The sequence below is a fragment of the Leisingera sp. ANG-DT genome, from assembly GCF_000813785.1.
In the GTDB taxonomy this organism is placed as follows: domain Bacteria; phylum Pseudomonadota; class Alphaproteobacteria; order Rhodobacterales; family Rhodobacteraceae; genus Leisingera.
Genome location: NZ_JWLE01000001.1, coordinates 171,243 through 185,127, shown reverse-complemented (window position 1 = coordinate 185,127; position 13,885 = coordinate 171,243). Strand labels below are relative to the sequence as shown.

The following is a 13,885-nucleotide window of genomic DNA, read 5'->3' as shown; positions in this document are numbered from 1 at the left end:
TCTGCCTCCGAAAAAATGTGAAAAAGATTTACATGAGGGCTTGAAAGCCCGCTGGCGGCTTCCGATATGCAATCATGTGAAAGGGATTTACATTCACCGAAACCTGGAGGACCCCGATGACGAGTTTCACCCCGACCGCCCCTGCCGCCCCGGTACAGGGCTGGTTTTCCCGCAGCGAAGCCTGGCTGGACAGCAAGGGCAAAGGCGCCTGGATCGCCGCCATGGTCCTGGGTTTCGTGTTTTTCTGGCCGGTTGGCCTGGCCCTTCTCTTCTACATGATCTGGAGCAAACGCATGTTCAGCAAATCCTCCTGCCGCCACCGCAAATCCTGGGCCCGCCATGGCTACTCGGCGATGAAACCCTCCGGCAACAGCGCTTTTGACGCCTACAAGGCCGACACGCTGCGCCGCCTGGAACAGGAACAGCATGATTTTGAGGCCTTCCTGCAGCGCTTGCGCGAAGCCAAGGACAAGGCAGAGTTCGACGAATTCATGGACGAACGCGCCCGCACCGCCGCCAGCGAGGACCTGGAGGACGAGGATGAAGAACGGGGCGAGCCCAAGCGCCACTGATCCAAGCCCCCTCCGGCTGCCCCGCCCACCCGTCTGGGCGGGGCTTCCTAGTGACCATTCAGCAAAGGACCCATGTATGACCGCCCTGCCCGATCCTGACTACCAGGCAGAATTCTATGCGTCTGTTCCCGCCAAGCGGCTGATCGCCTGGATCGTCGACAGCATCCTGATTTTTGCACTCAGCGCCGGTGCCGTGGTGCTGACCGCCTTCACCGGGCTTTTCATCTGGCCGCTTCTGTATCTGGCCGTTGGTTTTGCCTACCGCACCGTGACCATCGCCAACGGGTCCGCCACCTGGGGCATGCGTTTTGCGGGTATCGAGCTGCGCGACGGCGAAGGCCGCCGCATGGACAGCGGCATGGCTGCGCTGCACACCGCGGGCTACACTCTGTCGCTGGCGCTGCCGGTGCTGCAGGTGATCTCGGTGATCCTGATGCTGACCTCCACGCGCGGCCAAGGCCTGACCGACCATTTCCTCGGCACCGTGATGCTGAACCGTCGGGTTTGAATGAAACCGGCAAGACAGCGTTAAACCATTTTCCACAAGACCGCTTGGCGCACCGGAACCGCGTTGCTATCATCCTTGGGACCGCAGGCGATCTGTTCCGCCTGTTCCGCGAAACTGCTGACGGGTTCCGATGCGCCATACTCTTCCGATTGCCCCGCAGTTCTATGTGACTGCGCCGCAGCCCTGCCCCTATCTGGAGGGCCGGATGGAGCGCAAGCTGTTCACCGCGCTGCAGGGCGACGGGGTGGATCAACTGAACAACAGCCTCAGCCAGCAAGGGTTCCGCCGCTCGCAGAATGTGCTGTACCGGCCGTCCTGTTCGGAATGCTCGGCCTGCCTGTCGGCCCGGATCGACGTTGCAGCCTTCAGCCCCAGCCGCAGCCAGAAGCGCACCCTGAAGCGCAATGCGCATCTTGAACGGCGCGCCACCTCACCCTGGGCGACCGAGGATCAGTTTGCCCTGTTCCGCAGCTATCTTGACAGCCGCCACGCCGATGGCGGCATGGCTGATATGGACGTCTTTGAGTACGCCGCAATGATCGAGGAAACCCCGGTGCGCAGCCGGGTGGTGGAATATGCGGCACCCGGCAGCAGCGAACTGACCGCGGTGTCGCTGACCGATGTGCTGGAGGACGGGCTGAGCATGGTCTATTCCTTCTACGCCCCGGACCGGCCTCAGGACTCGCTCGGCACCTTCATGATCCTGGATCACATCAAGATCGCGCAGGAGGCGGGGCTGCCCTATGTGTACTTGGGCTACTGGGTGCCCGGCAGCCAGAAGATGGGCTACAAGGCCAAGTTCTCCGGTCTGGAGATCTATCACCAGAGCGAATGGAAAAAGATGAGTGACCCGACGCAGTTCGAGACGGCCAGCCACCCGCTGTCGACCGATCCGATTGCCGAGCAGGTTGCAAATATCCAGCTGCCTGAACAGCCGATTCACAAGAAACGCTGATGCAATTCCTCCATGCCGTTTCGCTGGTGGTGGCGGATTACGACGCCGCCATCGCCTTTTACTGCACCCAGCTGGGCTGGCAGCTGGCAGAGGATATTGACCAGGGCCGCAAGCGCTGGGTCCGCATCCTGCCGCCTGGGGCCGAACAGGGAAGCCTGATTTTGGCCCGCGCTGAAGGGGCTGAGCAGGAGGCCGTGATCGGCAACCAGTTCGGCGGCCGCGTCGGGCTGTTCCTGGCGACGGATGATTTTGCCCGCGACCATGCCGCGATGCTGGCCAAGGGGGTGATCTTCGAGGAAGAGCCGCGGCATGAGCCCTATGGCACCGTCGCCGTGTGGCGCGATCCCTTCGGCAACCGCTGGGACCTGATCCAGTTCTCCTGAGGCCCCGTGCTGCCTCCTTTTTCATCTTTCCGCAAATACTCCGGGGTGAATGCGCGCCGCGCGCGCAGAGGGGGGCAGCGCCCCTGCCCGTTCCGAACATGCAAAAGGGGCCCGCTCGGGGCCCCTTTTCCGTTTCTTGCCTGCCGCCCGGATCAGTTCGGGATCAGCGCCGGTACGATGGTCACGATCGACGGGAACATCCACAGGATTCCGATGCCCACCACCTGGATCAGCACGAAAGGCACGATCCCGCGGTAGATATGGGCCGTTGTAACCTCTTTCGGCGCCACCCCGCGCAGGTAGAACAGCGCAAAGCCGAAGGGTGGTGTCAGGAACGACGTCTGCAGGTTCACCGCCACCATAATGGTCACCCACTTGGGGTCGAACGAGCCGCCGTAGATCACCGGACCGACGATCGGGATCACGATGTAGATGATCTCCAGGAAGTCCAGCACGAAGCCCAGGAAGAACAAGACCAGCATCACGATCAGGAAGACCGTCATCTCGTTGTCGAAGCTCTTCAGGAACTGCTGGATGTAGTGTTCACCGCCAAAGGAGATCACCACCAGATTGAGCAGCTGAGAGCCGATCAGGATGGTGAAGACCATGGAGGTCACCTTGGCGGTTTCCCGCACCACAGGGGTCAGCACGCCGGAGCGGAACAGAACCCAGCAGCCATAGAGCAGGCCGAACAGCGCGTAGAGATACATCGCATAGGCTGCAAAGAAGGCGATCCAGCTCTCGACTGAGACGCCGCCCTGGTTCACCCGCAGGTCGAAGTTCATGCCGATCAGGATGCACAGCATGACGGCAAAGGTCGACCAGATGATGATCTTGCCCGATTTGCCTTCATCCTGCAGCTTGCGGTAGGCCGCCAGCATGATGGCGCCGCCTGCCCCCAGCGCCGCAGCGGGCGTCGGGTTGGTGATGCCGCCCAGGATCGAGCCAAGCACCGCAACGATCAGAACCAGCGGCGGGAACACCACCCGGATCAGATCGTTTTTGGCGCAGCGGGCCGCAGCTTCGCGGCAACCGTAGAGCGCCAGCAACAGCGGCAGCGCGATCCACAGCACCGTCACCCCGGCAGAGGTAGTCGGCGCTATCGCCACCAGGTCCACCAGTGCAATCAGCAGGATGCCGATGGAACCCAGGATCAGCGGCTTGGCATCGCGCGACGGCGCCACACCCCGGCCAAAGGCCAGCACCAGACCCAGCAGAACCATGATCACGGTGATGCCGGTGCCGATCGGCGCGGCGGACGCGATCTTGGCGTCGCGGGCGGCGGTGATTTCCTCTTCGCTCAGCCGCTTGGCCAGGGCCACGCCGCCAGCCTCGTTGATGGCCTTCTGCTCTTCGACAGCTGCATCCCATGCTTCCTGCCCGTGCAGCTCAATCATCGAGGCCTTGCATTCCGCGCCGACATTGGTGCGCAGCGAAGCTGTTTCACCAGCATCTGAGAAGGTGGACACGACAATGTTCTGGCTGCCGATCACGTTGAAGCTGTTCAGCAGGATCGCGCCGCCGATCAAAGCCGCAGGCACGCCCAGGAACCAGATCAGCCCTTCATTGCGGGTGATCACCTCACCGGTGCCGCCCTCAATGTTCACCGCAGGCGCCTTATGCGGGTTCAGCAGCGCATAGCCGAAGGCGTAGGTGGCATAGAGGATCGCCAGCAGGATGCCCGGCAGCAGCGCCGCCTGGAACAATGTGCCGACCGAGACCACCGCCGGCTCGCCCAGGTATGTGAGCGCGTCGGAACAGCCAGCCTCCATCGCGCGGGTCTCCTGCGCAGTGGAGTAGAGGTCGCCTGCCAGGGTACCAAGAAGAACGATCACGATGGACGGCGGAATGATCTGGCCGAGGGTGCCAGAAGCAGCAATTACGCCGGTCGCCAGTTCTGGCGAGTAATTGTTGCGCAGCATGGTGGGCAGGGCCAATAGGCCCATGGTCACCACAGTAGCGCCGACGATGCCGGTGGAGGCCGCAAGGAATGCACCCACAACCACAATCGACACTGCCAGACCGCCGGGCAGCGGCCCGAAGACGCGCGCCATGGTGGTCAGCAGGTCGTTGGCGATCTTGGAGCGTTCCAGGGTGATGCCCATCAGCACGAACATCAGCACCGCCAGCAGGGTTTCAATCGACGCGCCCGCCAAAACCCGCTCATTCATCCGGTTGACGATGAAGGAGACGTTGCGGTCCAGCGCCACTTCCCAGCCCTGGGTGAACACCGGTTCGGCCAGCCTGGGCAAATCCGGGTAGCGGAAAACGGATATCTTATCGGGCCTGATGCCCGATCCCACCAGATCCCGGTAGGCCTGCGACGAGGTGTCGATGGCCTGGTGGATCAGGATGCCCGCGCTGTCCAGCGCAGCGATGATCCCGAAGGAGATGATCCCGGCACCGCCGATGGCAAAAGCCACCGGGAAGCCGGAGAGAATGCCCCCGAAGAGGCAGAAGAATACGATGAGCAGGCCGATCTCGACGCCATCAAGTCCAAATAGCATGTTTCCGACGTCCCTTTAGTGCGTGCCTTCGTAGGCTTCTTCACCCTCTCCAAGGCTGTCCTTGTCGAGGTATTTGTTTTCGCTGCCCTGCCCTTCGACGAACTCCAGGAAGGAGCGGTAGAAGAAGGCGATGGCGTGCAGGAACACCAGGCCTGCAAACAGCACCAGCAGGATCTTGAACAGGAAGTAGGCGTTGAACCCGTTAGGGCTGAAGCCGATGGTCTCCACGTTCCAGCGCAGCGCGCGGGATTTCATCACCAGCCGGTCAAGCGTGTCCGAGGCCGAGGGTTTCGGCACGATCAGATGGCGCCACAGGAAGAACCAGCCGTACATCCAGGTCAGCACTGCGGCGGGCATCATGAACAAGAGCGAGCCGAGCATGTCGACGACCTTCTTGGCGCGGAAGCTGATGCCGGAATAGATCAGGTCCACCCGCACATGACCGCCCTGCACGAAGGTGTAGGTCACACAAAGGCAGACCACCAAGGCATTGTAGAACTTCAACTCTTCGGCAAACCAGCTGATGTCCTGGCTGAACGGAATGCCAAAGCCAAAGCTAATGTCGGGCCGCGCAAACACCCGCTGCATGAAGACGATGATGATCTGTTGAAGCACCATCAGGAGGCCCGCCCAGGCAAAGAAGCGGCCGACGGTGTTGGCCAGCCCCTCCAGCCCGCGGACCATGCCCCACATGAAGCCGCGGAAGTAAATTCCGATGGCGGTCAGCACAAGGAAGGCGGTGAAGACGACAAAGAAAAACTCGACCGAACCGCCATAGTAGACGAAGCGCATGATCGAGGCCTTGTCGGACCAGTCGAGCCAGAGCTGCGGATGGGTGATGGCATAGCCGAAATTGTAAAAGGCGCCGGCGATATTCTGGACCAGCCAGAGCAATCCGCCCGCTATGGCGCCGAAGAAGGTGAGGCCACTCTCTTCCTGCATGTTTCCCCCGGGGGTCTTTGCTGCGGCGGGTCAGGCGCGCGGCCGTTTGGCCGGCCAAAGTCCCGCGTCACGCAACTGGAAAAGGATCCCCCGCCGCAGGCGGAGGATCCGGTTGATGCCGGTCAGGCGGATCAGCCCAGGACGCGGTCGCGCTGAACGCGGTAGGCGCCTTCGGATTTGGTAATCCAGCCGGAGGAGGCTTTCATCGAAGCTTCAACGCTGTTGCGGATTTTTGCAAACAGCTCGTCGCCCATGAACTCGTCCAGGGTTTCCTTGGTCGCGGAGCCGAAGGCATCCCAGACGCTGTCGGGGAATTCCAGGGTCTTCACGCCGCCGGACTGCAGGCGCTGCAGCGCTGCACCGTTGTTGTTCATGAATTGCGCCAGGCTCCACTGGTGGCCGGCAGCCGATGCCATCTCGATGATCTTCTGATGCGCAGGCGACAGGCCTTCGAACACTTCGCGGTTGGTGGCAACCGACAGCGCCGCGCCCGGCTCGTGGAAGCCGGCGGTGTAGTAGGTCTTGGTGATTTCCTGGAAACCAGCCTTCTCATCCGCCCAGGGGCCGATCCACTCGGTGCCGTCGATCGCGCCGGAGGACAGCGCCTGATACACTTCGGAGCCCGGGATGTTCTGCACGGAGGCGCCCAGTTTGCCCAGCGCCTTGCCGCCCAGGCCCGGCATCCGGAACTTGAGGCCATTGAAGTCTTCGGGGCCTTTGATTTCCTTGTTGAACCAGCCGCCGGCCTGCGGGCCGGTGTTGCCGCCGATGAAGGACTTGAGGCCGAAGATCTGGCCCAGCTCGTCATGCAGCGCATGGCCGTCGCCATGGTAGTACCAGTTCACCAGTTCCTGCGGGGTCATGCCGAACGGCACGGCGGTGAAATAGGCATAGCCCGGGTGCTGGCTGACGAAATAATAGTCAGCAGCGTGATACATGTCGGCCTGCCCTGCGGTCACGGCGTCGAACACTTCGAACGCGCCAACCAGCTCGCCTGCGGCCTTGACGTCGATGGTCAGGCTGCCGTCGGACATGGCGGTGATGGTGTCGGCAACGTACTGCGCCGAGTCATGCACGCCTGCCAGACCGCGGCCCCAGGTGGTAACCATGGTCAGGGTGCGGTTGCCCTGGGCATAGGCCGGTGCCGCCAGGGTGCTGGCTGCTGCTGCGGACCCGCCCAGCGCGGATGTTTTCAAGAAAGAACGGCGATCCATTAATTATTCCTCCCATTATCAATTCGGATTGCCCCAGGTCCCCCCAAGGCGGATCGGTTCGAGTGCGGTCAGCCTAGCGGCGGTGAATTTTATGTGAATACCTAGTACTGCGTAGAACGGAACGTTTTTGCCGGTAATTGCAGCAAATCGCATGCATTTCATGCGCGATGTGAAAACTTGCCGCTCATCCATAAAGTGCAAACCACACCTGCCCCTTTGATTCCTCTGGGCGGCTGCGCAATGATTCGGTACACGATTCTGACCCATTCCAGCGGAGTGCTCATGCGCCTGTTCCGTTCTTTGCTGCGCCCCGACTATGCGCAGAAACTATCGCTGCTGATGACCCTGCCCCTGATCGTGGCAGGCACTGCGATTGCGCTGGTGGTGGGTTATCAGTCCCGTGCCCTGGCCGAACGCGAAATTCAGGCGCTGGAAATGCAGCTGCTGGAGGCCAAGAAGGCGGAACTGCGCAACTACGTGACCCAGGCCCGCAACGGCTTTGCCCATATCTACGGCCTGGCGGCGCCGGATGATGCGGCGGCCAAGGAGCAGGTCACCCAGATCCTGAGCGCGATGATCTATGGCAAGGACGGTTTTTTCTTCGTCTACGACTATGACGGCACCAACCTGGTGAGCCCGCGGCAGACCGAATACATCAACCGCAACTGGGCAGGCCTGACCGACAGCGCCGGCGTGCCGGTGGTGGACGAGTTCATCCGCCTCGCACGTGACGGGGCTGGCTGGCACAGTTTCACCTGGGAAAAGCCCTCCACCGGTGAGGAGGCGCAGATGATCGCCTATGTGCTGGGCCTGCAGGACTGGCAATGGGCCATCGGCACCGGCGTCTTCATCGACGATGTGCTGGCCACTGTGGCCGCGTCGCGGGCAGAGGTGGAGGCGCGGGTGCGGCGCACGTTCTTGTATATCGGTGCGATCACGCTGATTTCGCTGGCTTTGGTCTTTGCTTCAGGCATGTTCCTGAACATCCGCGAGCGGCGGCTGGCGGATGCCAAGCTGAAGGAGCTGACCCAGCGGGTGTTCGACGCTCAGGAAGAAGAACGCGGCCGGGTCGCGCGGGAGCTGCATGATGGCATCAGCCAGCTGCTGGTGGGGGTGCGCTATGCGCTGGACAATACAAGCCGCCGCCTGTCTCGCGGCGACAGTGAGGCGGCTCAGGCACCGCTTGAGAAGGGCACAGAAAATCTGCTGACCGCCATTACAGAGGTGCGCAGGATCAGCCGCGACCTGCGCCCCGGCGTACTGGACGATCTGGGCCTGGGACCGGCGCTGAAGGCGCTGACCGATGACTTCGCCGTGCGCACCGGCATCGAGACCGAGTTTTCCACCGTGGTGTTCCGCAACCGCCTGGACCAGGATTCCAAGATTGCGCTCTACCGTATCGCGCAGGAAGCACTGACCAATATCGAACGCCACGCAGAGGCCACCAAGGTGAGCATCGACCTGCGCGGCCACACCCGCGGCGCCACCATGCGGATCTCTGACAACGGCCGCGGGCTGCCGCCGCGCGACGCCCGCACCGGACCAGGGATCGGCCTGCGCAACATGCAGGAACGGATCGAGCAGCTTGACGGCACCTTGCGCATTCTGTCATCACGGGGCACCCAGAGCGGTACCGTGATCGAGGCCAGCCTGCCCCTGAGCCACCTGCTGCCGCCTGGCGAGGAAGGCGCACCTGCACAAATGCCGTAACTTGGGGGCGGCAGCAGCGGCCTTGGGAAACATCAACAACTGCCGTTGGGGGGATGATGGCTGATCCGGTGAAAGTTCTGATCGTGGATGACCATCCGATGGTGGCCGAAGGCATCCAGTCGATCCTGGAAAGCTATAACGATATCGAAGTTGTCGGCTCCCTGACTGACGGGCAGGATGCGGTGGACCGGATAGGCGGGCTGGCACCAGACGTGGTGCTGATGGACCTCAACATGCCCAAACTGGGCGGCCTCAGCGCCACCGAGATCATCCTGGAACAGCACCCCGGCACCCGGATCCTGATCCTGTCGATGCATGACAGCGCCGAATATATTTCCACCGCGCTCAGCCACGGCGCCATGGGGTACGTTCTGAAGGATGTTCCCACAGAGGAGATCAAGCAGGCGATCGACGCGGTGATGCAGGGCAAGACCTACCTCTGCACCGGCGCGGCCGGCTCGCTGAAACCCAAGGACGGCGATATCCGCGAGGCGCTGACCGGGCGCGAGCAGACGATCCTCTTGGAACTGGCACAGGGCAAGTCCAACAAGGAAGTCGCGCAAACGCTTGATATTTCTGTCAGAACCGTCGAGACTCACCGCAAGAACATCAAGCGCAAGCTGGGGATTTCCTCCACCGCCGGCCTTACCCGCTATGCGCTGGAGCATGGCGTGCTGCAGGGCACCGGCGCCGGGTTCTGAACGCCATCTAGAATTTCCTTTGTGATCCGCAGCCCCTGCCCTAGCCTTGCGCGTCAAGGAGCTGCGCCATGACCACAGACAAGCCCGCAATCCCCCCGCAGACCCAGGCCAAATGGCAGCGGGTGGTGGATCTGGTGGCGGAGCTGACCGATGTGCCTGCCGCGCTGATCATGGCAACGGTCGATCTGGACCACCGGGTCAAGGTTTCCAACACTTCAGAGAACAACCCCTATTATCCGGGCCGCAAATACCATCTGAACGAAAAGCTCTATTGCTTTGGCGTCTTTGAGAACGACGGTGAACTGGTGGTCGAGGACGCCCAGTGCGAACCGCGCTGGCAGGACAACGAGGACATGGAGCACGCCATGTCCTTTTACATCGGTTATCCGATCAAATGGCCGGACGGGGAGATTTACGGCACCATCTGCGTGCTCGACACCCGGCGCAACAAACGCGCGCTGATGTTCCGCAAAGGGCTGCAGGAGTTCTGCCGGGTGGTCGAGGGTGATCTGGCACTGCTGCTGGAGGTGGCCCAGCGAAAGCAGGCACAGGCAGAACTGCGCGAGACGGTGCGGGCGCGGGAGGACACCATCAAGCGCCGCACTAAGGCGCTGGAGGAAGCCAACACCGCACTGCGGGTGCTGATCGACAACGTGGAGGCATCGCGCCACGAGAGCGAGCAGCAGATCGTGCAGCAAATCAAGGGAATGGTGCTGCCCTATGTGGCCAAGCTCAGGCATCTGGATGCGGGGCGCGAGCTGCAGAGCGCCTATCTGATGATGATCGAGGACAATCTGAAGAACATTACCTCGGCGCTCTCGTCCAAGCTGGCACAGACGCTGGAGCAGCTGACGCCAGCGGAGACCGAGATCATGCAGCTGATCATGATGGGCCGCACCACCAAGGAGATCGCCGCCACCCTGGGGCGCGAAACCAGCACCATTGATTTCCACCGCAACAACATCCGCCAGAAACTGGGTCTCAGCCGGCGCGAGAACCTGCGCCAGCATCTGATTGCGCTGAGTTCGGCAGAGTAGCCGCTAGTTTAGACTGCTGAGCAGTGCCTGCGACGGGTCGCCGGTTGCCGGCAAGCCGCGGCTGGACTGGTAGGCGCTGATCGCTGCACGGCTTTTCGGCCCCAGCACCCCATCGGCGCCGCCGGTGTCAAAACCGCGCGCGGTCAGGCGTTTCTGCAGCAGGATGCGGTCATCCTTGGTCAGCCCGTATTTGTCCGGCGGGAAGCTGGCGCGCAGCGGGGCGCCGCCGGCAATGCGGTCGGCCAGATGGCCCACACCAATCGCATAGGCATCCGAATTGTTGTAGCGCTTGATCGCATTGAAGTTGCTGGTGACGGTGAACACCGGCCCGCCCGGTTGCGGCTGCAGGCTGCGGCCCGAAGGGGTGCCCGGCGCACCGGCCTCGCCGCCCCATTTCAGGCCGCGGGTCCAGCCGTTCCGTTGCAGATACGCGGCAGTGGAGGCAAGTGCGTCGGTCGGGTCCTCCGACCAGATGTCGCGGCGGCCGTCGCCGGTGAAATCCACCGCAAAGGCCTGATAAGAGGTCGGGATGAACTGGGTATGCCCCATGGCACCGGCCCAGCTGCCGGTCATGCGGGCTGGCGTGATGTCGCCGTTCTGCAGGATCTTCAGCGCCGCCAGCAGCTGTTTTTCAAAGAACGCTCCGCGCCGCCCGTCATAGGCCAGCGTCGAGGTGGCGGAAATCACCGGAACGTTGCCGCGGCGCTCGCCAAAGAAGCTCTCCAGCCCCCAGATCGCACAAATAATTTCCGCATCGACGCCATAGCTGCGCTCCAGCGTGCGCAGCGTGGACTGGTGGCGGGCAAAGGCGGCGCGGCCCTTGGCAAGGCGCTCGTCCGAAACGGCGATGGAGAGGTAATCCTCCAGCGAGCGTTTGAATTCGGTCTGGTTGCGGTCGCGCTTGACCACGCCGGGCAGATACCCTGCCCCGCGGAAGGCGGCGCGCAGGGTGGATTGGGAAATGCCGCGGGCTTCTGCCCGTGTTCGAAAGGCGGCGACCCAAGCGTCATAACCCGCGTTTGGCACCGGCCGCAGGTCTGCAGGCAGGCCGGATGTGCCGCTGGGGCCGCTGCCTGCCGGTACCGTGCTGCTGCAGGCGCCCAGCCCCAAGGCTGCCAGGCCAAATCCGAAATGACGCCGTGTGATGTTCATGCTCTCTGCCCGCTCCAATAGGTGATTAGCTGCCCGGCTCCGTCCGGATCCTTTGAAAACAGGCTGCCAGAAACCAGCAGGTGCGCCAAGGCCCGGATTTCCTCCACAGCAAGGACCCGCCGCTGGTACATTTGCCCAAATTATGGGGATTGGCCCCATATTACCCCCACAATCTTCCGGGGCACCCCTTAGAGCCGTTGATGCCTAGCCTGTTTGCATCGCTGCGCCAAGGCGGCGGCCAGACAACAACAGGGAGACGGAACCAATGGATGAGCAAAAGAAGGACCTGAAACCGGCCAGGCTTGATGGCCGCAAGGATGGCCTGGCGCCCGGTCTGTCCCGGCGCAGCTTCTTTGCAGCCGCAGGCGCAGCAGGTGTCGGAACGGCCGCCGGCCTGCTGGGCAGCACCAGCGCACAGGCGCAATCAACCGACTGGCTGCAGCCCGGCAACAACAACCACGTGATCGACCTGCAGAACATGTCCGCCTTTACGGATGGCGAGGTGAAGATCGATTTCTATGGCCATTGCGCCCTCAAGATCACCTCGCCCGGCGGGGCCTCAATCCTGTTCGATCCGTGGCGGGACGATCCCTCCGGAGCCTGGGGACTGTGGTTCAAGCAGAAATTCCCGGAAACGCTGGTGGATATCACCATGTCCACCCACACCCATTTCGACCATGACGCCATCGACCGCCCGCAATCAACCATGGTGCTGGACCGGATGGTCGGCAGTTTCGAATTCGCGGATCTCAAGATCACTGGCTATGCCGACAAGCACGCCTGCGTCGCGCCGGGCTGGTACCCCTGGACCAACGCCCTGGCGGAATTCGGGGTTGAGGCCTGCCCGCCCAACAACCCGGGCCACATGGACATGGTGACCTATGTGGTGGAGACCGGCGGCATCCGCACCCTGATTTGGGGCGATAACCGGCCCGACCCGGCAGACGGGTTCTGGGATGCCATCGGGCGCATCGACGTGCTGACCCTGCCGGTCGACGGTTCCGAGCACATCCTGTCCTATGAGCAGGCCAACGCGCTGGTGGAACGTATCCAGCCCAAGGTGGTGATCCCTACCCACTACCTGTCGGAGACCACCACCTATACGTTGTCGACGCTGCAGCCCGCCGACACCTGGGTAAAGGACCAGAAAAGCTTCAAAATGCTGGACGGCGCCTCTCTGTCGCTGGCGGCGGCGGATGTGCAGGGGATGGACAAGGAGTTTCTGTATTTCGGGCATAACGCGCTGACGGAGTAATCCTCGGCATTGCCGCAACATTGTTGTGCCCGTCCGGGCGCCCTCCCCCCCGGGGCGCCCGTTTTTGTCAGTCCCGCAGCGCGTCTGCACGCAGTCCTTCGCGCTCGTAGTGGCGCGGCAGCACCCGGCCATAAAGCTGCCTGGTGCGCTCCACCCCGCCGCACATGCCCTCAGTCTCGACAAAGGAGAAGATGCCGACGTAGCGCCTGCGCGGGCCTTCGACCGGGGCTACCCTGTGCAATGAATAGCGGCCGCGGAAGATCTGCAGATCGCCCGGCTGCAGCACCAGCCTGCGCACCAGGGGCGAGCCGCCCGCCAGCACCCGCGCCACACCGTCGTAGTTTTCATCCGTGGGCGTGCGCAGCATTGGCGCGTACTCGAAATCGCCGCCTGTCTCGCCGTTCTGGATCGCCAGTGTCACCGTGTAGTTGTTGGTATCAAAATGCCAGGGGAAGCCGTCGCCCTCCTCGACCATGTTGATGATCACGTCCGCCAAAGGGTCGTCATAGCGGAAGAAACGGCCCTCCGGCTCGCCCAATGCCTCGCGGATGAAGGGCATGAAGCCGGGAAATTCATAGATTGTCCGCAGCGGACTGGCGGCGCCGAAATTGTCCGCTGGAATGAAGGCGTTGGAGCGGTCATAGAATTGGCGCACCGGATGGTCTTCCGGCAGTGCCGGGTCGTCTTTGGAGAAATATGCGTTGGTGCGGCTGAACGACTTATGCCCCTGATCCGCCACGCTATCTGCCTCTGCTGCCAGCCGGGCGATGCCGTCTTCATGCACAAATCCCGGCAGCACCGCGCAGCCGTCAGCCTCCAGCTCGCTTTGCACGTCCGCCATCATCCGCGCATAGGCAGGCGAGCCGGGCCGGTCGATGGGATACCGGCCCAGATCCACCAGTTCTGCAAGTTCAGCCATTGTATGTCCTTCCCTGTCGCCTCTTTTAAG

General features: G+C 62.5%; 13 protein-coding genes. 8 read left to right on the top strand and 5 right to left on the bottom strand.

Annotation, left to right across the window (positions count from 1 at the left end):
• Positions 1-116: 116 nt before the first annotated feature.
• The 4 genes from RA21_RS00895 (at position 117) to RA21_RS00880 (ending at position 2,418) form a co-directional block, all read left to right on the top strand.
• The gene (locus RA21_RS00895) at positions 117-572 is read left to right on the top strand and encodes a DUF2852 domain-containing protein (RefSeq protein ID WP_039145551.1); all 456 of its coding nucleotides are present in this window, start codon (positions 117-119) and stop codon (positions 570-572) included.
• Between the two features lie 76 nt (positions 573-648).
• The gene (locus RA21_RS00890) at positions 649-1,080 is read left to right on the top strand and encodes an RDD family protein (RefSeq protein ID WP_019296765.1); all 432 of its coding nucleotides are present in this window, start codon (positions 649-651) and stop codon (positions 1,078-1,080) included.
• 130 nt (positions 1,081-1,210) lie between these two features.
• Positions 1,211-2,035 (top strand): arginyltransferase, encoded by an 825-nt coding sequence (locus RA21_RS00885; protein WP_039145549.1) that lies wholly within the window; start codon positions 1,211-1,213, stop codon positions 2,033-2,035.
• Positions 2,035-2,418 (top strand): VOC family protein, encoded by a 384-nt coding sequence (locus tag RA21_RS00880; protein WP_039145548.1) that lies wholly within the window; start codon positions 2,035-2,037, stop codon positions 2,416-2,418. The genes RA21_RS00885 and RA21_RS00880 overlap by 1 nt, the downstream gene beginning before the upstream one ends.
• Positions 2,419-2,570: 152 nt before the next feature.
• Here the strand turns inward: RA21_RS00880 and RA21_RS00875 are convergent, their stop codons facing one another.
• From RA21_RS00875 to RA21_RS00865, 3 genes are all read right to left on the bottom strand, one after another.
• A complete protein-coding gene (locus RA21_RS00875) occupies positions 2,571-4,925 on the bottom strand; it encodes a TRAP transporter large permease (protein WP_039145546.1) in 2,355 nt (784 codons plus the stop codon).
• 15 nt (positions 4,926-4,940) lie between these two features.
• Entirely contained in the window at positions 4,941-5,867 is a 927-nt protein-coding gene (locus RA21_RS00870; RefSeq protein WP_019296769.1) for a TRAP transporter small permease subunit, read from the bottom strand.
• A gap of 131 nt (positions 5,868-5,998) precedes the next feature.
• Entirely contained in the window at positions 5,999-7,081 is a 1,083-nt protein-coding gene (locus RA21_RS00865) for a TRAP transporter substrate-binding protein (RefSeq protein ID WP_019296770.1), read from the bottom strand.
• Between the two features lie 282 nt (positions 7,082-7,363).
• Between RA21_RS00865 and RA21_RS00860 the strand changes: the two genes are divergently transcribed.
• The 3 genes from RA21_RS00860 to RA21_RS00850 all read left to right on the top strand — a co-directional run bounded on the left by RA21_RS00860 (position 7,364) and on the right by RA21_RS00850 (position 10,529).
• Positions 7,364-8,791, top strand: coding sequence for a cache domain-containing protein (locus RA21_RS00860; protein WP_039146436.1), 1,428 nt, complete (start codon positions 7,364-7,366; stop codon positions 8,789-8,791).
• Between the two features lie 56 nt (positions 8,792-8,847).
• Positions 8,848-9,492 (top strand): response regulator transcription factor, encoded by a 645-nt coding sequence (locus RA21_RS00855; RefSeq protein WP_039146433.1) that lies wholly within the window; start codon positions 8,848-8,850, stop codon positions 9,490-9,492.
• A 68-nt stretch (positions 9,493-9,560) separates the two neighbouring features.
• Positions 9,561-10,529, top strand: a complete 969-nt coding sequence (locus RA21_RS00850; RefSeq protein WP_039145544.1) for a LuxR C-terminal-related transcriptional regulator — start codon at positions 9,561-9,563, stop codon at positions 10,527-10,529.
• A 3-nt stretch (positions 10,530-10,532) separates the two neighbouring features.
• Here RA21_RS00850 and RA21_RS00845 read toward each other — a convergent pair whose 3' ends face one another.
• The gene (locus RA21_RS00845) at positions 10,533-11,681 is read right to left on the bottom strand and encodes a lytic murein transglycosylase (RefSeq protein WP_039145543.1); all 1,149 of its coding nucleotides are present in this window, start codon (positions 11,679-11,681) and stop codon (positions 10,533-10,535) included.
• Between the two features lie 265 nt (positions 11,682-11,946).
• On the opposite strand from RA21_RS00845, the gene RA21_RS00840 reads away from it, so the two are divergent.
• Positions 11,947-12,936 (top strand): MBL fold metallo-hydrolase, encoded by a 990-nt coding sequence (locus RA21_RS00840; RefSeq protein WP_039145541.1) that lies wholly within the window; start codon positions 11,947-11,949, stop codon positions 12,934-12,936.
• A gap of 67 nt (positions 12,937-13,003) precedes the next feature.
• Here RA21_RS00840 and RA21_RS00835 read toward each other — a convergent pair whose 3' ends face one another.
• On the bottom strand, positions 13,004-13,855 hold the full coding sequence (locus RA21_RS00835) for a HalD/BesD family halogenase (protein WP_019296776.1): 852 nt from the start codon (positions 13,853-13,855) through the stop codon (positions 13,004-13,006).
• Between the last annotated feature and the right edge of the window lie 30 nt (positions 13,856-13,885).